Origin of the sequence: Isoptericola halotolerans, assembly GCF_013149785.1 — a bacterium.
Taxonomy (GTDB): Bacteria; Actinomycetota; Actinomycetes; order Actinomycetales; family Cellulomonadaceae; genus Isoptericola; species Isoptericola halotolerans.
In genome coordinates this window covers 621,225-647,568 of the sequence record NZ_JABEZU010000002.1, presented here as the reverse complement: position 1 = coordinate 647,568, position 26,344 = coordinate 621,225, and the positions used below count along the sequence as shown (strand labels likewise).

At 74.2% G+C, this 26,344-nt stretch carries 20 protein-coding genes; 7 read left to right on the top strand and 13 right to left on the bottom strand.

All coding sequences use genetic code 11. The features are described 5' to 3' along the window. Positions 1-11 precede the first annotated feature (11 nt). From HDG69_RS10665 to HDG69_RS10645, 5 genes are all read right to left on the bottom strand, one after another. Positions 12-2,369: a glycosyltransferase gene (locus HDG69_RS10665; RefSeq protein ID WP_171783747.1), complete on the bottom strand. Its 2,358-nt coding sequence runs from the start codon at positions 2,367-2,369 to the stop codon at positions 12-14. Next, positions 2,366-3,739 carry a glycosyltransferase family 29 protein gene (locus HDG69_RS10660; protein WP_171783746.1) on the bottom strand — a complete coding sequence of 458 codons (1,374 nt, stop codon included), beginning with the start codon at positions 3,737-3,739 and terminating at the stop codon, positions 2,366-2,368. Before HDG69_RS10660 ends, HDG69_RS10665 begins: the two co-directional genes overlap by 4 nt. A gap of 139 nt (positions 3,740-3,878) precedes the next feature. Beyond that, positions 3,879-4,079, bottom strand: coding sequence for a Trm112 family protein (locus tag HDG69_RS10655; protein WP_171783745.1), 201 nt, complete (start codon positions 4,077-4,079; stop codon positions 3,879-3,881). After that, on the bottom strand, positions 4,076-5,512 hold the full coding sequence (locus HDG69_RS10650; protein WP_171783744.1) for a phosphomannomutase/phosphoglucomutase: 1,437 nt from the start codon (positions 5,510-5,512) through the stop codon (positions 4,076-4,078). Before HDG69_RS10650 ends, HDG69_RS10655 begins: the two co-directional genes overlap by 4 nt. A gap of 9 nt (positions 5,513-5,521) precedes the next feature. Beyond that, positions 5,522-7,585 carry an SGNH hydrolase domain-containing protein gene (locus HDG69_RS10645; protein WP_171783743.1) on the bottom strand — a complete coding sequence of 688 codons (2,064 nt, stop codon included), beginning with the start codon at positions 7,583-7,585 and terminating at the stop codon, positions 5,522-5,524. Positions 7,586-7,724: 139 nt separating this feature from the next. On the opposite strand from HDG69_RS10645, the gene manA reads away from it, so the two are divergent. Beyond that, positions 7,725-8,927: a mannose-6-phosphate isomerase, class I gene (gene manA, locus HDG69_RS10640; protein WP_343036383.1), complete on the top strand. Its 1,203-nt coding sequence runs from the start codon at positions 7,725-7,727 to the stop codon at positions 8,925-8,927. 3 nt (positions 8,928-8,930) lie between these two features. Here manA and HDG69_RS10635 read toward each other — a convergent pair whose 3' ends face one another. After that, positions 8,931-9,299 (bottom strand): DUF3499 family protein, encoded by a 369-nt coding sequence (locus tag HDG69_RS10635; RefSeq protein WP_171783741.1) that lies wholly within the window; start codon positions 9,297-9,299, stop codon positions 8,931-8,933. Between the two features lie 67 nt (positions 9,300-9,366). Between HDG69_RS10635 and HDG69_RS10630 the strand changes: the two genes are divergently transcribed. Further along, entirely contained in the window at positions 9,367-9,840 is a 474-nt protein-coding gene (locus HDG69_RS10630) for a metallopeptidase family protein (protein WP_425484023.1), read from the top strand. 30 nt (positions 9,841-9,870) lie between these two features. Here HDG69_RS10630 and HDG69_RS10625 read toward each other — a convergent pair whose 3' ends face one another. The 3 genes from HDG69_RS10625 to HDG69_RS19395 are packed head-to-tail and all read right to left on the bottom strand — an operon-like array spanning position 9,871 to position 15,128. Next, the gene (locus HDG69_RS10625) at positions 9,871-11,466 is read right to left on the bottom strand and encodes a DUF5719 family protein (protein ID WP_171783740.1); all 1,596 of its coding nucleotides are present in this window, start codon (positions 11,464-11,466) and stop codon (positions 9,871-9,873) included. Further along, entirely contained in the window at positions 11,463-14,744 is a 3,282-nt protein-coding gene (locus HDG69_RS10620; protein ID WP_171783739.1) for a glycosyltransferase family 2 protein, read from the bottom strand. Before HDG69_RS10620 ends, HDG69_RS10625 begins: the two co-directional genes overlap by 4 nt. Positions 14,745-14,792: 48 nt before the next feature. Continuing rightward, on the bottom strand, positions 14,793-15,128 hold the full coding sequence (locus HDG69_RS19395; RefSeq protein ID WP_281360166.1) for a WhiB family transcriptional regulator: 336 nt from the start codon (positions 15,126-15,128) through the stop codon (positions 14,793-14,795). A 174-nt stretch (positions 15,129-15,302) separates the two neighbouring features. On the opposite strand from HDG69_RS19395, the gene HDG69_RS10610 reads away from it, so the two are divergent. Further along, a complete protein-coding gene (locus HDG69_RS10610; protein WP_343036381.1) occupies positions 15,303-16,043 on the top strand; it encodes a TIGR03089 family protein in 741 nt (246 codons plus the stop codon). Between the two features lie 7 nt (positions 16,044-16,050). Here the strand turns inward: HDG69_RS10610 and HDG69_RS10605 are convergent, their stop codons facing one another. Further along, positions 16,051-17,364 (bottom strand): UDP-glucose dehydrogenase family protein, encoded by a 1,314-nt coding sequence (locus HDG69_RS10605; RefSeq protein ID WP_171783738.1) that lies wholly within the window; start codon positions 17,362-17,364, stop codon positions 16,051-16,053. A 173-nt stretch (positions 17,365-17,537) separates the two neighbouring features. Between HDG69_RS10605 and HDG69_RS19595 the strand changes: the two genes are divergently transcribed. The 3 genes from HDG69_RS19595 to HDG69_RS10590 all read left to right on the top strand — a co-directional run bounded on the left by HDG69_RS19595 (position 17,538) and on the right by HDG69_RS10590 (position 22,527). Continuing rightward, positions 17,538-19,658 carry an N-acetylmuramoyl-L-alanine amidase gene (locus HDG69_RS19595; protein WP_171783737.1) on the top strand — a complete coding sequence of 707 codons (2,121 nt, stop codon included), beginning with the start codon at positions 17,538-17,540 and terminating at the stop codon, positions 19,656-19,658. Between the two features lie 75 nt (positions 19,659-19,733). Next, positions 19,734-21,092, top strand: coding sequence for an LCP family protein (locus tag HDG69_RS10595; RefSeq protein ID WP_343036380.1), 1,359 nt, complete (start codon positions 19,734-19,736; stop codon positions 21,090-21,092). 4 nt (positions 21,093-21,096) lie between these two features. After that, a complete protein-coding gene (locus HDG69_RS10590; protein WP_171783736.1) occupies positions 21,097-22,527 on the top strand; it encodes an LCP family protein in 1,431 nt (476 codons plus the stop codon). Between the two features lie 54 nt (positions 22,528-22,581). Here the strand turns inward: HDG69_RS10590 and purE are convergent, their stop codons facing one another. Both purE and HDG69_RS10580 read right to left on the bottom strand, forming a co-directional pair. After that, a complete protein-coding gene (purE, locus tag HDG69_RS10585; RefSeq protein ID WP_171783735.1) occupies positions 22,582-23,127 on the bottom strand; it encodes a 5-(carboxyamino)imidazole ribonucleotide mutase in 546 nt (181 codons plus the stop codon). Next, positions 23,127-24,326 (bottom strand): 5-(carboxyamino)imidazole ribonucleotide synthase, encoded by a 1,200-nt coding sequence (locus HDG69_RS10580; protein ID WP_425484022.1) that lies wholly within the window; start codon positions 24,324-24,326, stop codon positions 23,127-23,129. Before HDG69_RS10580 ends, purE begins: the two co-directional genes overlap by 1 nt. Positions 24,327-24,399: 73 nt before the next feature. Here HDG69_RS10580 and HDG69_RS10575 point away from each other — a divergent pair, with 73 nt between their 5' ends. Continuing rightward, positions 24,400-24,885, top strand: a complete 486-nt coding sequence (locus HDG69_RS10575; protein ID WP_171783733.1) for a GtrA family protein — start codon at positions 24,400-24,402, stop codon at positions 24,883-24,885. A 109-nt stretch (positions 24,886-24,994) separates the two neighbouring features. On the opposite strand, the gene HDG69_RS10570 is transcribed toward HDG69_RS10575, so the two are convergent. Continuing rightward, a complete protein-coding gene (locus HDG69_RS10570; RefSeq protein ID WP_171783732.1) occupies positions 24,995-26,338 on the bottom strand; it encodes an ATP-binding protein in 1,344 nt (447 codons plus the stop codon). Between the last annotated feature and the right edge of the window lie 6 nt (positions 26,339-26,344).

Here is a 26,344-nt window from a genome sequence, read left to right as displayed (position 1 = left end):
GCCGCCCCCGCTCAGAGCAGGGCGAGCAGCTTGCCGAGCGCCTCGTCGTAGCCGTCGCGCAGCGTCTCCCGGGCCGCCGCGACCTGTGCGCGGTACCGCTCCTGGTCACCGACGACGTCACTCACCAGCTCCACCAGGCGCTCGGCGAGGTCCGGCTCGCGGATGTCCAGACCCCACTCGGGGTGCTGGACATCCTCCAGGAAGTAGCGGAGCTTGGGGTGCGACACCAGGGAGACGATCGGCGTCCCGACGCCGAAGGGGATCATGCCCGCGTGGCCGCGCATACCGACGACGACGGCTGCGTCCGCGTAGGCCTGGACCGCGCGCCCGACACCCATCCGGAAGAAGGCGTCCACCGGGATCCGGGTGCCGTGGTGGGCGTAGAGGTCGTGCGCCACCTTCTCGTCCCCCACGGTGTGAGCAGCCACCCGGACGTCTGCCGTGTCCCGCACGGCGCGCACGAACGTGTCGATCGCCGCCAGGAAGGCCGGGTAGTCGTCCTTGAACCGCAACGACGACCGGTCGTAGGCGATGTTGAGATAGACCACCGGGGCCGCCTGGGCCTCCGTGCGACGTCGGACCCGGGCAGCCGGGCCGTGGTCGAGCAGGCCCAGGAACGTCGTCGGGCACGGCATGTAGACGACCTTCTCGGCGAGGTCCGCCGGGAGGATCGACCGCACCCTGTCGATCGACCCGTGGTTGCGCAGCCCGACCAGCGCCGCGGTGTCGACCGTCTGCCGCAAGGACTCGGCGAACCTGCTGCCGTGGATCTGCTGGCCGTCGAAGAGGTTGTAGCCGACCGCCGTCAGCGCCAGCGGCACCCTCAACCGGCGGAGGCTCTCGTCGGGCACGTTCCACTGCCACCCGCTGTGGGCGTTGGGCATCGTGTCCGGCAGGAAGAGCCCACCCCCTCCGACGAGCAGCGCGTCGGTGGCGTTGACCCGGTCGACGACCTCCCCGTCGAAGACCTGGTGCACGTGCACGCCCGTCCAGGACTCGACCGGTCGCAGCGCGGCGACGCTCTCGCGGACGGCGACCGGCAGGAGCTCGTCCCCGAAGTTCCCGAGCTCGTCCACGTAGAAGGCAGCGTGGGAGAGGCGGAGCCCACCCTCGGTCAGGGTCGACTCGACCCGGGCGTCAGGGCTGGGCCACGCGAGGCGGCGCCGCAAGGAACGCGCCTTGGCGTGCACGGGCTGGCGTGCGAGGGCGTCGTCGACGTACGCGGCGGCGGCCTCGACGTCGCCCCGCACCCAGGCCGTCTCGCCCTGGAAGTACCGGCCGTCGGCCGCGTCCCCGTCGAGGGCCGCGAGGCCGGCGACGGCCATGGCGTCGTCGTACCGCCCGACGGCTCGCAGGTCCGCGGCGTGGCGCAGCCCCTGGTCGACCCTGCCGAGCTGCGCGGCGACCAGACGGCGCACCGCGACGGCCGCGGCGAAGTCGCCCTGGGCCGACAGCTCGCCCGCCGTCTGCATGAGCGCCTTGACCGGCAGGTCCTCCTGCTGGAGCCCGGCCACGAGCTCCGCGGGCAGGTCGGTCACCTGGTCCGCGCAGTAGGCGACGAGCTCCTCGTGCACGGTCCCGCCGGCAGCGGCGTGCGCACGGGCGGCCTCGACGAACCGGCAGAAGAACGCCGCGTCCGAGACGGCGTACCGGTGCCAGACGCTCTCCAGCTGCGCGTAGCCCTGCTCGCCCCCGGTCCAGGGCTTGAACCGGCCCGTGTAGTGGATGATGCGGGCGTCGGCCGGCGGTGCGCCGCCCGGTCTCGTCGCGCGCTTGACCCAGTTGAAGATCCTGTCCAGAGGCGTGTAGTCGCCGTCCAGCGCGGCGGTGAGCACCCCCTGGTCGTGCCGCTCGAGCTCGTACCGCCCGGACTCGCCGATCTCGTCGAGCCGTGCGACGAACTCGTCGCTCATGTGCTCGCGGCCGAAGACCAGCAGTCCGCTGTTGAGCTTGCGGCCGTCGTCGGAGTCGAAGAGCTGTGGCACGGCGGCGAACGCCGCAGGATGGTCGAAGAGCTCCTCGATCGGGCCGGTCACGATCATGTCGGTGTCCAGCGTCACGACCCGGTCGTAGTCGCGCAGCCGGAACGCGTCGAGGATGTAGTACGCCTTGGTGTACAGATAGTTCGCGTCGTCGCCCTTGCGGTACCTCTCGTACGGCGCGGGGTCGATACGGACGAACCGTACGTCGGGCCGCAGCACCCGCAGGCGAGCCACGTTCGTCGGGTCGAGCCCGTCGTGCAGCACCACCAGGTCGGCGGTGGTGCCCGGCTCCGTCAGGTGCAGGCTCTTGAGCAGCGCGACGAACCCCACGAAGTAGTTGTCGTCGACGAACGAGACGTAGGCGCGTCGTCCGGTGTTCGTGGTCATCGCAGGGAGATCCTTCCCGGGGCGGTCGCGACGGTTCGCTCGGCGACCCACTCACGCTCCACCTCGTAGGAGTGGGCCTCCGCGATCGGGAGGTGCATGGCGTCGTCACGGCGGTAGGGGGCCCCGGAGTGGAAGTCGAAGCCGAAGAGGTCGATCCGGGTGCTGACGTCGAGGTAGTCGAGCAGCAGCAGCATGTTGAACCCGGTCGTGGGGACCGTGCAGCGCTCGCGCAGCGCCGGTCCGAGCAGGGAGCGCCGGGGCCATCGCAGCGACTCGTCACCGAGCAGCCGCTGCGCGCCCGGGTGCACGAAGCCGCGCACGTTCTCGGCCCACGCTGCCGGGGCCCCTCCGAACACGAGCCGGACGTCGACGGGGACGTCCCAGTTGAAGTCGTGCAGGTGGATCGTCGCGTGCACGTCCGTCTTCTCACCGGTGCGGACCGGGTCGATCGCGAAGGAGTTGAATCGCACCACGACGTCATAGGTGTCGATCTGCGCACCGAGCTCGTGCTCGAGCAGGACGGCAGAGTTCGCGACGAGACAGACCGACCTGCCGGCGAGCTCGTCGCGCAGCCCGGAGATGTTCACCGTGTCGATATCGACCAGCTCCGGTCGCGCCTTGGCGGAGAACTCCTCGGCCGTGGCGGCCAAGATCTCCCGCGTGCGGGCGAGCGGGAGGTCGTTCGCCAGGCCCCGGGCGACCGTGGCCCGCAGCGCCGGCAGGTAGGGGCGGGCGGCCGACGGGTCGCCCAGGTAGGCCTGCCGCAGCTCGTGGGCGGCGGCCTCCGCGAGGTCGGTCCCCTCACGCAGCGACTCCTCGACACCGAACCATCCCGTACCGGGCGCGCCCGGCACGGTGAGCGCCGCGAGCGTCGCGGCGACGGCGTCGTCGGCAGACCGCCGCGCGGCGCGCTTGCGCCACGACTGGTCCCCACGGGCCTGCAGCGCCCGCAGCGACTCCTGGGAGACCGCCGTGGCGTCGGGGTCGTCGGGGCGGGCTGCCAGCAGGAGCGCGGCCGCACGGGCCGCCAGGTCGGGCTCGCCGGCTCGTGCGCGACGGGCGACCAGCAGCAGGGCCTCCCACGCCTGCGAGGGGCGTGCGTGCCAGGACCGCCTGCCGAGGGCGAGGTCCACGGCCACGTCCTCGTCGGTCCGGTCGGCCGCCAGCGCGGCCTGGAGGTCGACGACGGCGCGGACGAGCTGGACGTCCCGCCACGCGGCGCTCGCCGACAGGACCGAGGCGAGCTCACCCAGCTCGGCGACGAGGACCGAGAGCTCGACGTTCTGACGCCGGGTCCGTGGCCCTCCTCGCAACCGCTCCATCGCGGCGCCGCGCAATCTCTGCTTGGCCACCGACACCGTCCGGCTCATCGATCTCAACTTCCCTCAGACACCTGCTGACCCGAGGAATCGTAGCGAGAGCAAAGACGCATTCTGGCGAAAAAGAGCCGCTGGACAGATGTTCACTCCGCGGCGGACATCTATTCACCGCCAGTTCATTCGAGCGATATCAGACCGCCCGCGCCTCCGACTCCAGGAGCACCGGGATGCCGTCCCGCACCGGGTAGGCGAGCGGCCGCTCGGGGTCGGTCGAGCGGAGCTCGGGCTCACCGTCCGGACCGTGCGCGTCGACGAGCTCGGCGCCGGTCACGGGGCACCGCAGCACGGAGCGGACCCAGGGGTCGATCCAGGGGGTGTGGTCGGTGGTCATGCCTTCTCCTCCCGCACGAGCGACAGGACGTCGTCGCGCACCTTGATCATGATGTCCTCGTCGGCCGCCTCGACGTTGAGGCGCAGCAGCGGCTCGGTGTTGGACGCCCGCAGGTTGAACCACCACTGCGGGTGCATCCCGTCCCAGTGGGCGATCGTCATGCCGTCGAGCGAGTCCACGACCGCGTCCGGGTAGGCCCGGACGTAGGCGTCCCGCACACGGTCGACGACGGCGGTGACGTCGGCGCCCGGGCCGAGCGCCGTGTTGATCTCCCCGGAGGCGCTGTACGGCGTGTACATCTCGGCCAGCGCCGACAGCGGGTGGGCCTGCTCGCCCAGGGCGGCGAGCACGTGCAGCGCCGCGAGCATCCCGGTGTCGGCGAACCAGAAGTCCCGGAAGTAGTAGTGCGCCGAGTGCTCCCCGCCGAACACCGCGTCGTGCTCGGCCATGGACTGCTTGATGAACGAGTGTCCCACCCGCGTGCGCACCAGGCGCGTGGCGCCCGACCCGAGCAGGTCGGGGACGGCACGCGACGTGATGAGGTTGTGGATGATCGTCGGGGTGCGTCCGGCGGCCTGCTCGCGGGCGGCCTCGCGCATGCCGACCAGCGCCGTGATCGCGGACGGCGAGACCGCCCCTCCGCGCTCGTCCACCACGAAGCAGCGGTCGGCGTCGCCGTCGAAGGCGAGACCGAGGTCCGCCTCGTGGGCGACGACCGCGGCCTGCAGGTCGACGAGGTTCGCGGGCTCGAGAGGGTTCGCCTCGTGGTTCGGGAAGGTCCCGTCGAGCTCGAAGTAGAGCGGGACGACGTCGAGCGGCAGCGCGGGCAGGCCCGCGCCGGTGCCGAGCACGGCGGGGACGGTGAGACCGGCCATGCCGTTGCCCGCGTCGACCACGACCTTCAGCGGCCGCACGTCCGAGACGTCCACCAGGTCCCGCAGGAACGCCGCGTACTCGCCCAGCAGGTCCACGTCGCTCACCCGGCCCGGAGCGTCGGCTGCCGCGACGCCGTCGCCGTCGAGGATCTGCTCGGCCAGCTCCCGGACCTGCGCCAGCCCGGTGTCCTGCCCCACGGGCCGGGCGCCGGAGCGGCAGAGCTTGAGGCCGTTGTAGCGCGCGGGGTTGTGCGACGCGGTGAACATCGCACCGGGGGCGTCGAGCCGGCCCGAGGCGAAGTACAGGCCGTCGGTGGAGCACAGGCCGATCCGCACCACGTCGACGCCGGTCGCCGTCACGCCCTCGGTGAAGGCCTCCACCAGGGCGGGCCCGGAGTCGCGCATGTCGTGCCCGACGACGACGCGCGTGGCGCCGTCGGCCCGCACGACGGCGGTGGCGAACGCCACGCCGATCGCCCGGGCCACGGAGGGCGAGAGCTGGTCGGGGACCACGCCACGGACGTCGTAGGCCTTGATGATGCTCGACAGGTCGGTCACCGGGCCAGCCTACGGTGCGACGGCCTGCTCACCGGCGGCGTGGAGCCACGGCACCTCGCGGCGCAGCTGCTCGTCGAGGTAGGGCGCGAGCGACCGGACGTACGTCGCCGAGAGATGGCCCTTGTCCCGGTAGACGAGCACGTTGCCGACGACCGCAGGGCACTGCGCGCCGTCGCAGATCCAGCGCGTCAGGTCGACGTGGGCCACCGTCGCCGGGACACCGTCGGCGTGCTCCGCCGGGTTGCGCGGAGCGAGCACCTCGTCGCGGCTCCTCCCGCAGGATGCGTCCGGGCCGTCGTCCCGCAGGCACATCGTCGGGGACCGTTCGAACCGCGGGTTGTCGCGCAGCGTGGCCACCCGCAGACCGGCGGCCTCCAGGTCTCGCCATGCCTCCACGTGCCCTGGCAGGACCCGGTCCGGGCCGTCGCGTCGCGTGACCGCCCCGAGGACGACCACCAGGTCGGGTTCGAGCGCGACGACGCGGTCGAGCGCACCCCGGTTCCACGTCGCACAGCTGGCCTCCGTGCCGTCGTCGGGCCGCTGGAAGTGGCACCCCGACTTGGAGACCGTCAGCACGCGCCAGCCGTGCGCCGCACCGAGCATCTCGAAGGCGGGCTCGTACTGGACGACGTGCGAGGCGCCGAGCAGGACCACGGTGCGGGTCGCGCGGGCCGGCTCGACGACCGGGCACACCCGGACCTCGGCCTCTGCGGGACCGGAGTCCACGGCGCACCCGTCGACGTTGCTCTGCGCCGCGTCCCGGCTCGCGATCTCCGGCTGCGGACGCGGCGCCGCCGTCCACGTGCCGGGCCCGGTGTAGCCCGCTGCCAGCACCGCTGCGCCGGGGTGGTCGCGGGACGGCTCGGCGAGCAGGTCGAGGTGTGCGCTCTGGCGGGACTCCACCACGGCCACGGCTCCACCGACCACCAGGCACAGGACGGACGTGGCGACCGCTGCCGTCAGTCCCCCGCGCCCGGTCCCGCGACGGACCAGCAGCGCTCTGCCACGCTCCTCCACGAGACCGTGCGTCGCCCAGGCGAGCAGCACCGAGGCGACGAGCACCAGCACGGCCCCCCGCCAGCCGACGGCGTCCCGCTGACGCAGCGCGAGGTAGGTGATCAGCAACGGCCAGTGCCACAGGTACAACGAGTAGGAGATCCGGGCGACACCCCTCAGTGGCGCTGCCCCGAGCACCATGGACGGCCCGCGGCCGGTCGCGCTGCCGGAGCCGACGACGACGAGGACGGCCCCACCGACGGGCACGAGGGCCCACGGGCCCGGGTACTGCGTCGCGCCGTCGACGAGGAGGCCCGAGGCGACCACCATCACCAGCCCGACCCACGCCAGCGCGTCCCGCACCGGTCCGCGCAGCGCGAGGTACGGCAGGGCGACCGCCAGCAGGGCACCGGCACCGAGCTCCCAGAACCTGGCGGCCGAGTGGAAGTAGGCCACCTGCTGGTCTCTGTCGACCATCTGGGCAGCCCACAGGAACGAGGCCACGGTGCCTGCCCCCGCCACGAGGGCCACGAGGAGCTCGAGGCGCAGCGAGCGTCGACGGGCGAGCATCGCGAGCGCGACGACGACGGCCGGCCAGACGAGGAAGAACTGGCCCTGGACCGCCAGCGACCAGAAGTGCTGGACGGGGCTCGTCGCCGCTCCCGCCGCGTCGTAGGTGAGCTGCGAGACGATGAGCTCCCAGTTCTCGACGTACAGCGCCGAGGCCACGATCTCTCGGCCGGTCTGCAGCGCCTGCTCCGCAGGGAGCACCGTCCGGGCCGCGATCGCCACGAAGACCAGCACCACCAGCGCAGGAGGGACGAGCCGCGTGGCGTAGCTGCCGTAGCGCTCGCGCAGGGACAGCCGCCCGCTGCCCGCCCGCCGCACCAGCGCGGTCGTCACGAGGAACCCTGAGACCATCAGGAAGACGTCGACCCCGCCGGAGACCCGGCCGTCGCCGAACAGGTGGAAGACGACGACGAGCAGCAGGGCCAGGCCGCGCAGCCCGTGCAGCTCGACGATGTGCCGCGGCCCGCCGGTGAGGGGCCGGTCGACGGCGCGCGCGGACTCCGCCACGACCACTCCTCACGTCCGGAAGCCGAGCGTCTCGGCACGTCCGACGAACGCTAGCCCCGGCCGGTGGCCGGGAGGCGACCTGCGGGTGAACACGAGACGCCTGCCTGGACGCGCCGCGCTGCTGTGGTTGGCTGGCTCCGTGACCGCGTTGCACCCTCTGGAGAACCCGTTGCGGCGCTACGACTGGGGCTCCCCGACGCGCATCCCGGCGCTGCTGGGATCGCCCGCGGACGGCGGCCCCGTCGCCGAGCTGTGGCTGGGTGCGCACCCGAGCGCCCCGAGCCGCGCCGACGGCGTCCCGCTGCACGAGCTCGTCCGGTCGGCGCCGGAGGCGATGCTCGGCCGACGGGTCTCGGACCTCTTCGGCCCCCGGCTCCCGTTCCTCCTCAAGGTCCTGGCCGCCGACCGCGCGCTCTCCCTGCAGGTGCACCCCCGGCCGCACCTCGCCCGGGCCGGCTTCAACCGGGAGAACCGGCTCGGCGTCGCACCGGGCTCGCCCGACCGGTCCTTCCACGACGACCAGCACAAGCCCGAGATGGTCGTCGCCCTGACCGAGTTCGAAGGGCTGGCCGGGTTCCGCACGGCGCGGACCGTGCTGGAGCTGCTCGCCGGTCTCGACGGCCCGTTGATCCAGCGGGTCCGCGGCGCGCTGGAGGCCGACCGCTCGCCGCGGGGCATCCGGGCAGCCTTCACGCACCTCCTGGCGGCACGCGGGACGGACCGGTGCGCCGAGGAGGTGGCCGCCACCGTCGACGCCGTCCGGGACCGGTTGGCCTCCTCGCCGTCGGCCCGGGCCGACGCGACCGTCCTGGCGCTGGCCGCCCAGCACCCGGGCGACCCCGGTGCCCTCGCCTCGTTGCTGCTCAACCGGGTCACGCTCGACCCGGGCGAGGGGCTGTTCCTCCCGCCGGGCGAGGTGCACGCCTACCTGTCGGGCCTGGCGGTCGAGGTGATGGCGTCGAGCGACAACGTCCTGCGCGCCGGGTTGACGACCAAGCGGGTCGACAGCGACGCGCTGCTCGAGTGCGCGTCGTTCGTCCCGCGCCCACCCGTGGCGCCGGAGCGCACGGTGTCCGGGCCGGACGGCACGGTGCACACGTACCGCGCGCCGGTCACGGAGTTCGCCCTGACGACCGCGGACGTGGGCCCGGGCCAGGAGGTCGTGCTGCCGGCCGTCGGGCCGCGCGTCGTGCTCTGCCTGGGGGGTCGTGTCACCCTGTGCGCGGAGAGTGCCGCGGAACCGGCCGTCCTGCCCCAGGGGTCCTCGGCCTTCGTGCCGCACGACGCCGGTCCGCTGCACGCCACCGGTGCGGGGCACCTCGTGTGCGCGTGGGTGCCGTGACGGTCAGTCGGACTCGGCGCGCAGCACGCGCAGATGACCCCGGCGCGCGGTCTCGGTGACCGTGTCCGGCTCACCGGAGGACGGTGTGACCTCGGGACGCGCCCGTCCCGCCTCGCGCACCGCCTCGGCCAGCGCCGAGAGGTCGTCCTTCGACGGCGGCGGGACCGCGAACTCCGGCTGCAGGCGGACGACCTCCCACCCGCGCGGAGCGGTCAGTCGCTCGGCGTGCACGGAGCACAGGTCGTAGCTGTGCGGTTCCGCGTGCTGGGCGAGGGGGCCGAGCACCGCGGTGGAGTCCGCGTAGACGTAGGTGAGGGTCGCCACAGCAGCCTCCGTGCATGCCGTGCGCGAGCACTGCCTGGTCGATCTCACGCAGGGAGGATACGCGCCCGCTGCGCCCTCCCCGTCCAGGCGCGCCGGTCACGGATACCCTCGGACGGTGAGCAGCTCCGACCTGAGCCCTGCGGGCGGCGACCGGCACGTCGAGACGGCGCCCGCGCCGGAGGCGCGTCGTCGGCGGGACCGCCGGGGGCGCGGGATCCGCGGCCCGCTGCTGCCCCCGGGCTCGCCCGGGTACCGCACACGGGCCGAGCGGTTCGACGACCTCGTCCTGGACGCCCTGGCCCGGGTGGAGCGTTCCTGGCCCGCGGTGGGTGGCACCGAGCTCGCCGTCGAGGACGTACCGCCGTCGGACCCGGCACCGTGGGAGTCCGGCGGCGTCCTGCTGGGCAGGCTCTTCCCTGCCGAGTCGGGGCAGCCCGCGCGGATCGTCGTGTACCGGCGACCCGTCGAGTCGCGCAGCCTCGACGGCGAGGACCTCGCGGTCCTGGTGCACGACGTCGTCGTGGAGCAGGTGGCACACCTCCTGGCGCGCACGCCGGAGGAGATCGACCCCGGGTTCGGGCGGCGCTGAGCGGGTCGGCCGAGCAGGTCGTCCGGCGCGTCACCAGGCGTCGACGCGCCGGACCTCGACCCCGCCGGGTGCGACGAGCGTCGGCGTCGGGTCGAGCGTGGCGACCAGTGCGCCGGGGGTCTCTGCGGCGTCGGCCGTCGTGAGCCGCACCGACCAGGCGAGCGATCCCGGGCCGGCCGCGGCGTCGACCACGACCGCCGTCGACGCCCCGACGTCCTCGGCCGGTACCTCGACGCTCCCGCCCACGGGGACCCGGACCTCCCGCTCGCCGGCGACCGCGCCCTCGGCGTCCAGCCCACGGACCGTCGCCACGACCTCGCCGTCGGGCGCCACGTCGGGGTCGCGCACCGCGGGGACGCCCGCGAGGACGACGGTCGCGCCGTCGGCCCCCCGTGGCAGCGCCACCTGGCCCGACGCCGGTTCCTGGGGGGCTGCGACCGCCCGTGCGGCGCTCCACGCGACGTCGTAGGGGGTGCCGTCGACGACGTCGTCGTCGGGAAGCTCCCCCGGGACGGCGAACCGTGCCGCGCCGGTCACGGGGACGTCGGCGTCCACGACCACCGCGTAGGTGCCGGCCTCCAGGCCGCCGAGCGGTACCCCGGTGACGGCGCCCGCCGCGAGCGGGACCTCCTCCGCGCCACGCAGCGTCACCCGACCCTCCGGGCCGTAGACGCTGACGTGCGCGGTGCCGGCCTCCTGCGGGGCCAGCAGCCACAGCGCTGCCGCGTGCTCGTCGTCCGCCGGCTCGCCGCGGCTGACGACACCCGTCACGGCGAAGGAGGACGCGGGCACCCCGCCCGGCTCGACCAGGTCCGTCCCCGCGGCGACCAGCCCGTCGATCTCCTGGCTCTGCAACGATGCCGTCACGCGGGCGCCCCTGGCCTGCACGTGCACCCCGAGACGCCGCTGCTCGGGCGCGAGCGAGTCGAGACGGGTGACGACCTCCTCGCCCGGCGCGACGGTGAAGGCGGCCTGGCCGCCCACCGCGACCGGGCCGGACGGCCCGAAGACCTCCAGCGCCACGGACGCGGGGCGGCTGCTGGGGTTCTGCACGGCCAGCAGGGCGCTGGAGCCGACCCGGCTGCTGCCGCCGACCAGCCAGTGCGACGTGCTGGGCGTCGTGCAGGAGGCGGCGGCGAGCCCGCGCAGGTCTCCGGCCGTCGTCACCGACGCGACCGCGGCGGAGCCCCGCAGCGGGTCGGCCGCGGACGGTTGGACGCGCAGGACCCGGACGTCGTCCGTCGGCCCGACGGACACGTCCGCCTCCGGCCCCTCGGTCAGCGCACCGGCGTCCGAGCCGTCGAGACCGGTCAGACCGGGGGCCCGGGTCGCACCGTCGACGGCCGCGGCGAGCGTGGTCGAGGTCTGCACGGGTGCCGCGCTGAACTGCTGGTCGCCGACGTCCGCACCGGCGGGGAGCGCCACCGGGCCGGGGCAGACGGACGGCAGCTCGGCAGGCTCGACGGGCATCTCCCGGGTGCCGGCGTCGAGGGCCGCCTGGCTCGCTCCCGTCCAGCGCCCGACCCACTGGTCACCGACCGCCGCGGTCACCCCGAGCACGCCGACGACGGCGAGTCCCGAGACGGTCGCGAGCGCGGTCCGTCCGGCGTTCCTGAGGCGGCTCATCGGGACCTCCGTCGGCCGACCGGCAGCGCGAGCAGCGTGTAGACGACCAGCACGAACCCGGCCAGCGCGAACCACGGTGGCCTGGACGAGGCGTCGTAGGACACCTCCACACGGCCTGCGGCCGCCCCGAGCTCGAACGCCTGCCGGCCGTCCACCTCGAGCGCCGTCAGCCGGCGTCCGTCCAGGCCGGCACGCCATCCGGGACCGGCCGTCTCGGCGAGCACGAGCACCCTGGCCTCCTCGCCCTCGTCGACGACGTCGACGACACGAACGCCGTCCGCGGCGAGCGTCTGCACCGGTACGCCGCTGGCTCCGTCCTCGGGAGCAGCCTCGAGGACGGTGGCCCAGCCCGGGGGCGGCCCGTCCTCGAGGTCGACGCGCCACAGGGGCACTCCACCCTCGGTCACGCGGGTCAGTCCCGGCACCAGGTCGAGCGTGGTGGCGAGCTCGGCGTCCCCGCCGCGCGGGAGCTGGACCGCCCCGATGCCCATCGTGCCCAGGCGGGCGGCGAGGTCCGGTGCCCGGCCGACGGCGACCTGCGCGACGAGCTCGTCCAGCGCGGCGACGTCGTCACGGCGCGGACCGGGGACGAGGCCGGCGTCCCGGGCCCGCACCACGACCGAGGAGTCGAGCAGGCTGGTGCCGTCGGCGTGCAGCAGCGCGTAGTCGACGACGCCGTCGGCCCGGTCGAGCTGGAGCACGCGGGCCGCCCGGGGATCGGCCTGCATCTGCTGCCCGACGGCGGGGACGACGGCGGCGTCCGTCACCCGCAGGCCTGCCACGGACTCGCCTCGCGCGTCGTCCTGCCACCAGGCGGCCAGTCCCGCGACCGGGACGAGCAGCGCCACGGCGGCGAGCGCGCCGACCGCGATGCGTCGCGGGCGTCCCGACCCGGGCTCGGGTGTCGCCGCCAGCGCCGCGACACCCAGTCCCAGCAGGAGGACCGACAGTCCCGCGCCCGGCCAGCCGTGCACCGCGGTGACGGCGCCGTCGGCAGCACGCCCGGACGCGACGGTGGTCCCGGCGGCGAGCAGCGCCGCCCCCAGGCCCAGGACCGCCAACGCGATCCCCGCCCGTGACGCCACCAGGCGGCGTCGCACGAGCAGCCCGGCGGTCGCGAGCACGAGCACACCGGCCCCGAGCAGCCACGGACCCGCGCCGAGCAGGACCCCTGCCGGACCGTCGGCCGGGATCGTCCCCGACAGCCACGGGTCCGGGTCCGTCGGCCGGCCCAGCAGCAGCATGAGGCCGTGCGGCGACGCGGTGGCCACCGGGACGCCCGGCTCCGCGAGCAGCAGTCGCCAACCGCCGTCGGACCACGTCGCCACGGCGTGCCACCAGAACGGCAGCGGGGCGACGACGGCCGGCACGAGCACGAGCACGAGGCGCCGCCACTGACGCCAGGCCACGACGAGCCCGCCCAGGACGGCGACCACCGCGACCGGCAGCAGGACCGGCGCCGCGCAGACCGCGACGGCCAGGAGCAGCCCGGCGGCGGCGGCGGCACCGAGGGACCCTCGGTGCGGCGCGGCCGGCGAGGCCGCGTCGCGGGCCTGCGCACCGACGGCCCGCGTCACGGCGACCAGCACCCACGGCAGCGTCAGGTGGGCGATCAGCGCACTGGTGCGTCCGGACCCGAGGCTCTCGACGGACGTGGGCGCGGCCGCCCAGACGAGCGCTCCGGCAGCCCGGGCCCAGACCGACCGCGTCACGACACCCGCGGCGAACCACCCACCGAGCGCCGCGACGGGCACGGCGGCCACCACGAGCGTGTTCACGGCCGTCTGGGCGCTCCCGCCGGCCAGGGCGGCCAGCGCGGTGAGCACCAGCAGCACCGGGTCGGCCGGGGCGCCGGTGCCCAGGCCGTCGCGCACCCATCCCGACGTCGCCGCCACGGCCGTCTCACCGAGACCGGCGGGCGCGGGCAGCAGCGCGCCACCGACGATCCGGCCGCCGTCGGCCAGCAGGCCCTGCCAGGACCCGAAGGCTGCGGCCGCGACCGCGACGGTGACCGTCAGGACGCCGAGCAGCGCGGTGCGCCGGCGGCGAGCGAGGTGTCGCAGCTCGATGCGTTCCAGGTCGGTCGGCTGTCGCACGGCACGGTGCACCTCGGCGCGGGCGAGGCGGGCGTCGCGTCGCTCGGCGACGACTCGCCGCCAGCTCCCCTGCAGCGGACGCAGCACCCGACGCGGCTGCGTGCGGGTACGCGCGGCCCGGCGTCGTCCTCGGACCCACGGCACGACCCGCAGGACCGTCACCAGGGGCGCGACGACCTCGTCGCGGGCGCGCGCCGGACGCTTGAGCGCCAGGCGGTACGCCGCGGCGAACGGCGCCCAGACGAGCATCGCGACCACGGCCACCGGCAGCAGCCCGAGCGGCACCGTGACGAGCCGGGCGTACAGCTGGCTGCGCCGTCGGGCGTACGCGGAGGACTCGGTCCCACCGTGCGCCCGGTGACCCCGCAGCCCGTGCAGCGAGGCCTGGACGTGGTGCACGACGGCGCCGGGCACCACGATCACCCGGTGTCCGGCGAGGCGGGCACGGCGGCAGAGGTCGAGGCTGTCGCCGAACCGGCCGAGCTCCGGGTCGGTGCCGCCCAGAGCGGTCCAGACGCTGCGGCGCACGAGGGCTCCGGCGAGCCCGACGGCCAGCACGTCCTCGTTCGCGTCGTGCTGACCCTGGTCGATCTCGCTGTCGTCGACCCCCGTCATCCGCCGACCCAGCGGCGAGACGGTGTAGCCGACCTCCACGAGCAGTCCCGGCCGGTCCGGGTCGGGTGCGGTGGCGTGGCCGTCCTCGGCGGCCCGCCACCGGCGTTGCTTGCAGCCGGCGACGGCGACCGCGGCGGAGTGCTCCACGGCCCGCAGCAGCCGGCCGAGGGCGTCGGGTGCGGGGATGGAGTCGTCGTGCAGGATCCACAGCCACGTGGTCGGCGGCAGGTCCGTCACGGCGAGGGCGCGGTCGACCGCCTCGCCGAGGGTACGGGCACCGGCACCGCCGACGAACCGGCGCCCGCCCATGCGCAGGTCGGTGTGGCCCGCCGTCGATGCCGTGGTGTCGACGTCGACGACGACGACCTCCTCGGGCGCGCGATCCTGCGCGGCGACGGCGTCGAGCGTCGCCTGCAGGTAGGGCGTGCGGCCCTGGGTGACGACCACCGTCGTGACGGTGACCGCGACGCGGCCGCTCCCGGGCGGGGACGGCAGCGGCCCCGGGGTCGCGCCGGGTGGCGCGTCCCCGCCGTGCAGAGGTTCCTGGGTCAGGTGCGGAGCAGTCATCCTGTCCGCCATGATGCGGCGCCGGAGGCGGACCGCGTGGGATATCCGTCAGACGGCGCGCCGCTTGAGCTTGCGTCGCTCCCTTTCCGACAGCCCGCCCCAGATCCCGAAGCGCTCGTCGTTCTCGAGGGCGTAGTCCAGACACTCGGACCGGACCTCGCAGGAGGCGCAGACCTTCTTGGCCTCGCGCGTGGACCCGCCCTTCTCCGGGAAGAAGGCCTCCGGGTCGGTCTGGGCGCACAGAGCTCGTTCCTGCCACCCCAGCAGGGTCTCGTCGTCCTCGACGACCTCCTGCCCGAACAGCGGCAGGACCGGTGCTACCCGGTCCGGCTCGCTCGTCACATCAGACGGGAAGACCTCGCCCCCGTCGAGCAAGTTCCACATGGCGTGCCCCTCCATGCCGTTCTGTCGGAAACTGCATACCTGGAATTACACGCGTGTCTTTCCAGGGCGTCAAGCCGAAATGTGCTAAGTCGCCAAACTGCACCGCGTGTTCACAACTGTCTGAGGTCGACTTGAGGTCCCCCTGAGGCTGCCGGCTGCTCGTAGGCTGGCGGCGTGAGCACCGCACCCGGCACCGTGACCGCCCTCCTCGACGACTTCGTCGCCACCGCCGGCCGACCGGCCCTGACCTGGTACGGCGACGACGGCGAGCGCATCGAGCTCTCCGGCGCGGTGCTCGGCAACTGGGTCGCCAAGACGGTCAACCTCCTCGTCGAGGAGTTCGACGCCGGTCCCGGCACCCACGTCGTCGTCGACCTGCCCGTCGGCTGGCGCCAGACCGTGTGGGCGCTGTCCGCGGCGCGCTGCGGGGCGACGGTCACCTTCGGCGACCCGGCCGTGCCCGGCAGCCCCGCGGCCCCGACCGACGGCGCCGACGTCGTCGTCACGTCCCGGCCCGGGACCTGGACCGCCACGACGGCCGACCTCGTCGCCGTCGCCCTGCCCGCGCTGGCGCGACGCTTCGACGGCGAGCTCCCGCCCGGGGCGATCGACGCCGCCGCGGCCGTCATGACCTACGGCGACGTCATCGGCTTCGACCCCGTGGCCGGCAACCCGCCCGCGCTCACCGCGCTGCCGGGTGCCACGAGCGGCGCAGTCGGCACGGGCGAGGCGGGCAGCGGCCGCACCCTGGTCCGTGGCGACCGAGGGGTCGCCACGGTGCTCGGCGAGACCCTCGGGACGTGGGCCGGCGGCGGCTCCGTGGTGCTCACGTCCGCCGCCACCACCCGGGAGCTCAGCGCTGACCCGGCCCGGTTCGAACGCCTGCTCGCCACCGAGCAGGTCACGCGGTCGTGAGGACCGGTCAGGCCCGGCCCAGCGCGCGGTAGCGCCAGCCTGCCGACTCCCACGCCGTGCGGTCGAGAGCATGGCGGCCGTCGAGCACCGTGCGGCGGGCGACCAGCTCCCCCGCACGCACCGGGTCGAGGTCGCGGAACTGTCGCCACTCGGTCAGGACGAGGACGACGTCCGCGCCGGCGAGCGCCACCTCGAGGTCCTCGGTGAAGGCCAGCCGCGGCTGGCGCACCCTGGCCGTGGGGACCGCTCGCGGGTCCGTGACGATCACGTCGGCACCGGCCTCTCCGAGACGCGCCGCGACGTCGAGCGCCGGCGAGTCGCGCACGTCGTCGCTCTCGGGCTTGAACGCCGCGCCCAGCACCGCCACCCGCCGCCCTGACACGGACCCGCCCAGCACCTCGGTCGCCAGCTCGACCATCCGTTCCCGACGGCGGTTGTTGATGCGGTCCACCTCGCCGAGGAACGCGACGGCCTCCCCCGCACCGAGCTCGTCCGCACGGGCGGTGAACGCCCGGATGTCCTTCGGCAGGCAGCCTCCGCCGAACCCGAGACCGGCATTGAGGAACGACCGCCCGATCCGCGCGTCGTGGCCGATCGCGTCCGCCAGCTGCGTCACGTCGCCGCCGGCCACCTCGCACAGCTCGGCCATGGCGTTGATGAACGAGATCTTCGTGGCGAGGAACGAGTTCGCCGCCACCTTGACCAGCTCGGCCGTCGGGTAGTCCGCGAGGATCCGGGGGACCCCCCGGGACAGGGCGGCCTCGTACACCGCGTCGAGCCGTTCCGCGGCTCGCACTCCCGCGGGACCCGCCGGCACCCCGTAGACGATCCGGTCGGGGTGCAGCGTGTCGTCCACCGCGTGCCCCTCGCGCAGGAACTCGGGGTTCCAGACCAGGACGGCCTCCGGTGCGGCGGCGCCGACGACGGCGGCCAGCCGCTCGGCGGTGCCCACCGGCACCGTCGACTTGCCGACGACGACGTCACCGGCCCCCAGGTGCGGCAGCAGCGAGTCCACGGCCGCGTCCACGAACCGCAGGTCCGCCGCGGCCGAGTCCGCGGCCTGCGGTGTGCCCACGCACACGAAGTGCACGGCGCACCCGGCCACCTCGCTCACGTCCGTGCCGACCCGCAGCCGACCGTCGCGCACGACGTCGGCGAGCAGGTCGTCGAACCCGGGCTCGTAGAAGGGCGCCTTGCCCAGGGCGAGCGAGGCGACCCGCTCGGCATCGACGTCGACGCCGACGACCTCGTGCCCGGACGCCGCGAGCGCCGCCGCGTGCACGGCACCGAGGTAACCCAGACCGATCACGGAGATCCGCATGCTGGCGAGTGTAGGGAGGGCCGGCGTCCCGGGCAGAGCAGCCAGACGAAACCCGGGTGGCGGGCAGGTGAAATCTCGGTCGACGGAGGTGCACGGATCCGACATTCCGCCCGCGTCGCGATCCGCCCGTTGTCGCCCTGCGCAACTGCTCGGGCGGTCGTAGCGTGCCACCTGTGACACGTACCACTCTGGCCCGGGGCCGTACCGCGTTCGCGTCCGGCGTCGTCGGACTGCTGACCTTCGCCCTCGTCGTCCCGCCGGGCGCGCAGGCGGACCCTCTCGTCGCGGAAGGGTCCACGGACGAGCAGGTCGCCGAGGACACCGCCGACGACCTGAGCACCGGCGACGCCCGGCCCGTCGCGCCGCAGGCCGAGGAGGCCACGTTCGCGCCCGAGCCGGACGGCCCCGCCCCATCAGCCTCCGCCGAGGGAACCGTCGGCGCGAGCGAGCCCGACGAGGTCGCCCCCCTGCTCGCTCCGGGCGCCGTCGCGCCGCTGGTCGCCACGGCCGACGCGAGCGGGTTCGCCGTCGTCGGGGTCACCTGGTCCGGCGACGTCGCCGAGGACGCGCTCGTCATCGAGGTGCGCACCACCGACGACCCGTCCGCACCCGACGCCGGTGACACCGGCTGGGGTGCCTGGGAGGAGGTCGACGCCGAACCGTCCCCCGACGGCACGCTCGACGGCACCGAGCCCGTCGTCGTCGGGGACGTCGCCCGCGTGCAGGCGCGCATCACGAGCCCCGAGCCGGTCCGTGACCTCAAGCTCACCGTCGTCGACCCGGGGACGTCCGCCGCGGACGACGACGTCCCCGTCCCCCCGGCCGAGACCTCTCCTGCCGGCGCCTCGGTCGCGGCGGCCGCCGTGACCAGCCGGCCCACGATCTCCAGCCGGGCCGCCTGGGGCGCGGACGAACGGATCATGACGTGGACCCCACGCCAGGGCTCGATCCGCGGCGCGACGATCCACCACACCGCCGGCACCAACTCCTACTCCCAGGCCCAGGTCCCCGGCATCATCCGCGGCATCTACGCCTACCACGCCCAGACACGTGGCTGGGGCGACATCGGGTACAACTTCGTCGTCGACAAGTACGGCCGGGTCTGGGAGGGGCGCGCCGGTGGCGTGAACCGGCAGACCATCGGCGGGCACGCCGTCGGGTACAACACGAACGCGACCGGCATCTCGGTGCTCGGCAACTACGAGACCGCGACCGTCTCGAACGCCGCGGTCAGCGCCGTCGTCCGCCTCGTCGCCTGGAAGCTCTCCCTGCACGGGGTGCCGGCGACGGGCAGCACGACGATCAACGGGCGCAGCGTGCAGCGCATCTTCGGGCACCGCGACGTCTCCGCGACCGCCTGCCCCGGGCGCACCCTGTACGCCAAGATGGGTGAGATCCGCCGCCGTGCCGCCGCGGCGCAGGAGAAGGCCGCGGCGCAGCAGATCCAGGGGAACATCCCCGACGGCAGCTTCGTCGTCAACCCGAACGGGAACCTGGCGATGGTCGAGAAGGGGCGCAAGCACGTCGCCCACTGCTCCGTGGTGCAGGACTTCGGGGGCAAGTGCAGCGGCGCGAGGAAGGTGACGTCCGCGCAGTGGAAGGCCTTCGTGCCGGGCGGCCGTCTGCAGCGCACCGTCAAGACCACCGACGGCCGGCTCTACCGGGTCGTCAACGGCAAGAAGCGCGAGGCGTTCGACATGGCGTCGCTCGAGCGCGCGAAGAAGAAGACCAAGGTCGTCACCCTGCACGCGAACGCGATCAAGAAGCTGAGCCACGGCAATCCGATCGTGCGTCCCGGCGTGGTCGTGGTCAACCGCGACAACGGCAACCACCGGCTCGTCGTGGCCGGTCGCAAGCACGGGTTCCTGGGGTCGGCGATGCGCGACCGCACCCCGCTGCAGAAGCTCGACCGCGAACGCCTCGACGGCGCGAGCGTCGCCCGCATGCCGAACGTGCGCACGACGACCGGCATCGTCAAGAGGTCCAACGGCCGCCAGTTCCTGCTGACGACACGAGGGCTGGTGCGGGTCGACGGGACGGGCAGGCTCCGCGCCTCCTCCACCGGCCAGAACTGGGGCAAGGTCACCATGGCGAACGTGCCCCGGATCTCCGGACGGCCCAGCGTCGTCGCGGTGCGGCAGCGCAACAAGGACCAGGTGTACATCCTGCGGGACGGCGTCCTGCGGCCCGTGACGAACGCCCGAGCCCGCCAGGTCAACGGCGGCACCATGCCGCGGGTGCACGTGGTCCTCGCCCGCACCATGAAGGAGCTTCCCCAGGGCTCGCGGCTCTGACCGTCACAGGACCTCTACGGCATCGGACCGGGGAGACCGCAGCGCGGACGGCTGCGGCATCTATGCTCACCTATCGTGAAGCACACCCCTGCCCGCCACGTCGCGCCGCGGCACGTCCCGTCCCGGGGGCCCGCGCACGCCCGCACCCTGCGACGGCACTCGGTGCTGCGTGCGGTCGGGATGGTGGCGACCGCCGTCGTCGCCTTCGCCGGCGTGGGTGCCGCGACGGCCGCGGTCACCCTGACCGGCAACATCCAGACCGTCGACGCCGACGCCGCTCTGGGGACCGACCGGCCGGAGGTCGTCGCCCCCGAGGACCCGTCCGCCGGGATGCCGCTGAACATCCTGCTGCTGGGCTCGGACTCCCGCGGCGGCGACAACGCCGACGTCGTGAACGACGGGGTGTCCGGTGCCCGCGCCGACACCACGATGGTGCTGCACATCGCCGCGGACCGGTCACGCATCGAGCTGATGTCCATCCCGCGCGACACCACGGTCGACGTCCCCTCCTGCCCCACGACGTCCGGCGGCGAGACCTCACCGATGTACGGCGTGAAGTTCAACGCCGCGTTCGCCCAGGGCATCATGACCGGTGGCGACGTCGAGTCGGGGGCGCTGTGCGCGATGAAGACCGTCGAGACGATCTCCGACGTGTTCCTGGACGGGTTCATCGTCGTGGACTTCGCCGGGTTCGAGAACATGATCGAGGCGCTCGGCGGCGTCGAGATGTGCATCCCGACCGACATCGACGCGCCCAAGGCCGACAACCTCGTGCTCCAGGCCGGGGTGCAGACGCTCGACGGCAAGACCGCCCTGCAGTACGCCCGTGCCCGCACCGGCAAGGGCCTCGGCGACGGGTCGGACATCGGGCGCATCGGACGGCAGCAGGAGCTGATGGCCGCGCTGTCGCGCACCGTGCTCGACCAGAACCTGCTCACCGACTCGCCGCAGCTCCTGCAGTTCCTCGGCGCCGTGACCGGGTCGCTGACGATGAGCAGCAACCTCGGCTCGATCCAGGGACTCGCCGGGCTGGCGTACAGCGCCCGCGGGGTGCGACCTGACACCATCGCCTTCATGACGGTCCCCTGGCAGTACGACCCGTCGAACCCGAACAACGTCGTCCTGACGGAAGAAGCCGCGACCGTGTTCGACAACCTGAAGCACGACCGTCTCCTCAGCGACGTCATCGTGGAGGACGAGGCTCCCGAGGACGAGGCCGACGCGCCCGCCGAGGACGGCGAGGGCTCCGGGACGTCCGGCGACGACGGCGACGGCCAGGACGAGCCGGCCCAGGACGAGACCGACGAGCCGGCAGCGGACGAGCCCGCGACGGACGACACCACCGAGGCGGAGCCGGACCCGGAACCCGCCGAGACTCGCGAGGCGGGCGCGGAGGCCTTCACCGGCGCCGACGTCACCTCGGTCTGCGGGTGATCGCATGAACGACGAACGACGCATCCCCCCGAGCTTCACGCCGTCCGGCGGCCGAGGATCGCGCCCGCAGCCGACGGGTGACGCGATCTCCGTCGGCGGTCCGCCGTCCCCGCCGCCCCCCGCCGGAGCCCGCGTGGGTCGCCGCGACGACGCCGTGCCGATGGAGCCCCGGGAGCCCCGGGTCCGCCGGCAGTCGTCCCGCGAGATCCCCGTCACCCCGCCGCCGCAGCGGCGCTCGGCCGCCCCGGCCCGCCCGCCGCAGTCGTACGCGCCGGCCGTCGGCAGCTCTCGCACCGGCGCGGCCCGCCCCGCCCCCGGCGCCGCCAGGCCCGCCCCCGGGGCGTCGCGGCCCGCCCCGGACCACGGCACCCGCGTGATGCCCGCCCGGCAGCGCCCGGCGGCGGCCGCCCCGGCCGCTGCCGCCGCGCACGGATCCGGCGGGGGCGCCGGACGCCGCGGCGCTCCGGCCACGCCCACCGGCGGGTCCGGCGGCATCCGTCTGCGCAAGGGCCGGGTGGCCGGACTGGTGGCCCTCCTCGTCCTGGTGCTGCTGCTCGCCTGGCCGATCGGGCTCGTCGTGTGGGCGAACGGACAGATCCAGCACGTCGACGCCCTCTCGGACGCGGAGAACACCGCCGGGACGACGTACCTGCTGGCCGGCTCCGACGCCCGGGGCTCGGGAGGCGTGGACGACGACACCTCCGGAGCCCGCACGGACACGATCATGGTGCTGCACAAGCCCCGCAGCGGCCCCACGGCCCTGATCTCGATCCCGCGGGACACCTACGCGGAGATCCCCGGCGAGGGCATGAGCAAGATCAACGCCGCCTACGCCTGGGGCGGCGCGCCGCTGCTGGTCAGGTCGGTGGAGCAGCTGACCGGCTTGACCGTGGACCACTACGCCGAGGTGGGCTTCGGCAGCCTGGAGCAGCTCGTCGACGCCGTCGGGGGCGTGGAGCTGTGCCTGGACTACGACGTCTCCGACAAGAGGTCCGAGCTGGAGTGGGAGGCGGGCTGCCACGAGGCCGACGGCACGACCGCCCTCGCGTTCTCCCGGATGCGGTACTCCGACCCCACGGGCGACATCGGTCGCGGGGAGCGCCAGCAGCAGGTCATCGGCGCCCTCGCGGACACGGTCGTCAAGCCGAGCGTGCTCCTGAACCCGATCGACCAGGTCCAGCTCGTGGGCGCCGGGACGGACGCCATGGTCGTGGACGAGAAGACGGGACTGGTCGACCTCGGCCGCCTCGCGCTGGCCTTCAAGGCGGCGACCGGGCCCGAGGGCGTCACCGGCACCCCGCCGATCGCCAACCCGGGGTACAACCCCGGCGGCGGCGTCGGGTCGACCGTCCTCCTCGCCGACGACGCCGACCAGTTCTGGGTCGACGTGCGCGACGGCGACCTCGAGCCCGGCTCGACCGTCGGCGGGCTCTGACCGCGACGTCGAGGAGGGCTCTCGGAGGGTCGAGCAGGTCTCGCCGAGGGAGCGCTACCCTGCGGTGAAGCCCGTGGTGGTGGCGCCGCGACGGCTCGCACGCAGCCGCTCGCCCTTGGCGTGCGCGACGTCCCGCAGCTCCGCCTGGAAGGCCACCATGCGCTCGCGCAGCGCGAGCGACTCGGCGTCGACCCCGGCCCCGAGGATCTGCGCCGCCAGGAGGCCCGCGTTGCGCGCCCCGCCGATCGAGACCGTGGCGACGGGCACGCCGGCCGGCATCTGGACGATCGACAGCAGCGAGTCCATGCCGTCCAGGTGCTTGAGCGGCACCGGGACACCGATGACGGGCAGCGGTGTCACGGCGGCCAGCATCCCGGGCAGGTGCGCAGCTCCCCCGGCCCCGGCGACGATCACCCGGATCCCGCGGTCGGCCGCCTGGCGGCCGTAGTCGATCATCTCGGTCGGCATGCGGTGCGCGGAGACGACGTCCACCTCGCTCGGCACGCCCAGCTCGTCGAGGGCCTCGGCCGCGGCCTGCATGACCGGCCAGTCCGAGTCCGACCCCATGACGATCCCGACGACGGGTGCGTTGTCGTTCATCAGCTCTCCTCGATGCTCTCGCCGCGCAGCAGGGCTGCCGCTGCGACGGCCCGACGGCGGACCTCGTCCAGGTCCTCACCGCTCACGTTCACGTGGCCCAGCTTGCGGCCCGGGCGCACGCCCTTGCCGTACAGGTTGACGCGCGCCTCGGGAAAGCGCGCGCCGAGCTCCGGCAGCGCGTCCGTGAGGCGTTCGAGCGTCGAGCCGAGGACGTTCGCCATGACGGTCCACCGAGCCGTCGGTGCCGTCCCCCCCAGCGGCAGGTCCAGCACCGCTCGCAGGTGCTGCTCGAACTGGCTGGTCACCGCCCCGTCGATCGTCCAGTGCCCGGAGTTGTGCGGTCGCATGGCGAGCTCGTTGACCAGCACAGCCGGGCCGGAACCTCGGCCGTCACGCTCCGGCACCTCGAACATCTCCACGGCGAGCACCCCCGTGACGTCGAGACCCTCCGCGACCTGCACCGCCACGGCCCGGGCCTGCTCGGCCAGCTCCGGTGCCAGACCGGGCGCCGGTGCGATCACCTCGGCGCACACCCCGTCTCGCTGGACCGACTCCACCACCGGCCAGGTGCGGACCTCGCCGGAGGGCCGCCGGGCCACGAGCACCGCCAGCTCTCGGGTGAACGGCACCTTGTCCTCGACCAGGAGCTCGGGGCCGCCCGCGAGATGGGCGTCGATCCAGTCGTCCGCCGCGGTCGCCTCCGCGACCACCCGGACGCCCTTGCCGTCGTAGCCGCCGCGGGCGGTCTTGACGACCGCCTCGCCGCCCGGCGTCGCCCGGAGGAACTCCGTGAGAGCGGCACGCGCCTGGTCCGGGTCGGAGGGCAGGGCCGCCCAGCGGGGGCAGGGGATCCCGAGCTCGGTGAGCCGGCGACGCATCACGATCTTGTCCTGCGCCTGCACCAGCGCGGCGGGACCGGGCCGCACCGGGGTGCCCTCGTCGACCAGCGCCGCCAGCAGGGCGTTCGGGACGTGCTCGTGCTCGAAGGTGAGCACGTCGGCACCCGGGCTCGCGCCACCGGGCGTCACCAGTGCGCGGATCGCCTCCTCGTCGGACGCGGCGCCCACCGGGGCGTCGACGACGACCTGCGCGGCCGCCGTCGTCGGGTCCTCGACGAGCACCCGCAGGTGCACACCGAGCTCGGCGGCGGCCGGCGCCATCATGCGCGCGAGCTGGCCACCGCCGACGACGGCGACCACGGGAGGGACTGGAGCACTGGCAGGGGACGTCACGGACGTCGAGGATACCGGCCAGGCCGATAAGGTGACCCGCATGTCCCGCGCCCCCGCCCCGGCCACCCCCGCAGCCCGCGGCTGGGCAGGCCGCCTGGTCTCCGGGCTCTGGGGGCGCCGAGGCGAGCTGCTGCGCTTCGGATCCGTCGGGGCCGTCGCCTTCGTGGTGGACCTCGCGGTGTTCAACCTCATGCTGCACGGACCGGTCGACGTCCTCGCCCACAAGCCGATCACCGTGCGGGTCATCGCCGCGGCGGTCGCGACGCTCGTGGCGTGGGTCGGCAACCGGTACTGGACCTTCGCGGCCCGTCGCACCCGCCGTCGTACCCGTGAGCTGCTGGAGTTCGCAGCCGTCAACGTCGGGGGGCTGGCCATCTCGGCAGGTTGCCTGGCCGTGTCCCGCTACGTGCTCGGGCTGGACTCGCCCCTCGCGGACAACGTGGCCGCCAACGGGATCGGGCTCGTGCTGAGCACCGTGTTCCGCTACGTGATGTACCGCACGGTCGTGTTCCGCGGAGCGAGCTGACCGTCGACCGCCCACTCCACTGCACCGCGGTGTTGTGGGCGTGATTTCTGGTCCGTCTCGCCCCTCGAAACGGGCGAGACGGACCAGAAATCACGCCCACAACCTTCGGTCAGCCATCGTGGTGATGGAGCCAGCCGCGGCGCCGGCCGCGCGACGAGATGGTCGTCCCCGGTGGCAGCACCACGCTCGGGTCGAGGGTGCGTGGGACGCCGACCAGGAAGATACGGAAGACCGGCGGCCGCCGCTGTGCCAGCTCGAGACGTCCGCCGTCGGCCGCGACCAGGTCCCGGGCCAGCGCGAGCCCGAGACCGGTGCTGCCTCCCGTCGTCGCCCCCCGCTCGAAGATCCGCGGCGCGATCTCGTCCTGCACCCCGGGGCCCTCGTCCGAGACCTCGAGCGCCACCGCACCCTTCGGACCCGACGGCTTGGACCGGACCGTCGTCGTCCCGTCGCCGTACTTCAGGGAATTCTCCAGCAGAGTGGCGATGACCTGTGCCAGCGCCCCGGGGGTGGCCAGGACGCGGTGCTCCTCGGGGACGTCGACGGCGAGCCGACGGCCCGCGGCGCGGAACGTCTCCGCCCACTCCTCCTCCTGCTGGTGCACGACGTCGAGGACCGTGACCGCCTCGGTGGTGCCACCGGTCGAGCGCCGGGAGGTGGCGAGCAGGTCGTCGACCACGGTCACCAGCCGTTCGACCTGCTCCAGCGACACCCGCGCCTCCTCGACCACGTCGTCGTCGCCGCTGGTGAGCATGATCTCCTCGAGCCGCATGGTCAGGGCCGTCAACGGGGTGCGCAGCTGGTGGGAGGCGTCCTGCGCGAACTGTCGTTCAGCGGCCAGGCGCCCTGCCAACCGGTCCGCGCTGCGGGCGAGCTCTGCCGCGACCAGGTCGATCTCCTCCACGCCGGAGGGTTCGAGGCTCGGGCGCACCTGACCGGAACCGAGCTGTTCCGCGGAGGCCGCGAGGTACACCAGGGGCGCGGAGAGCCGGTTCGCCTGCCAGACCGCCATCGCCACCCCGGCGGCGATGGCCACCACCCCTGCCACCACGACGAGCGCGACGATCTGGGCGGCCTTGATGTAGGCACCCCAGGCCGACACCTCGAACGACACCGACGCCCGCTGGGCGGTCTGCACCGCGAGGAAGAAGGTGGGTTCCCGCAGCTCGCCACCGTAGGTGAGCTGCTCGCCGTCGGGCAGGCTCACCGTGATCCGGGCCGGCAGGTCACCGTCCCGCCCCGCGGCCGCCCGCTCGAGCTGGGACTCCGTGGGGCTCTCGCCCAGCTCGACCGCGCGGTCGACCGTGCGCGAGAACGTGTCCAGCCGGTCCGAGAGCCGCCGCTCCTCGGTCGCGACGACGTACTGCGCGCCGAAGATCCCCAGCGGCACACCCAGCAGCACCACGGCGACGGCGACCGCCGAGATCGTCGCCAGCAGGACGCGACGGCGCACCGGAGG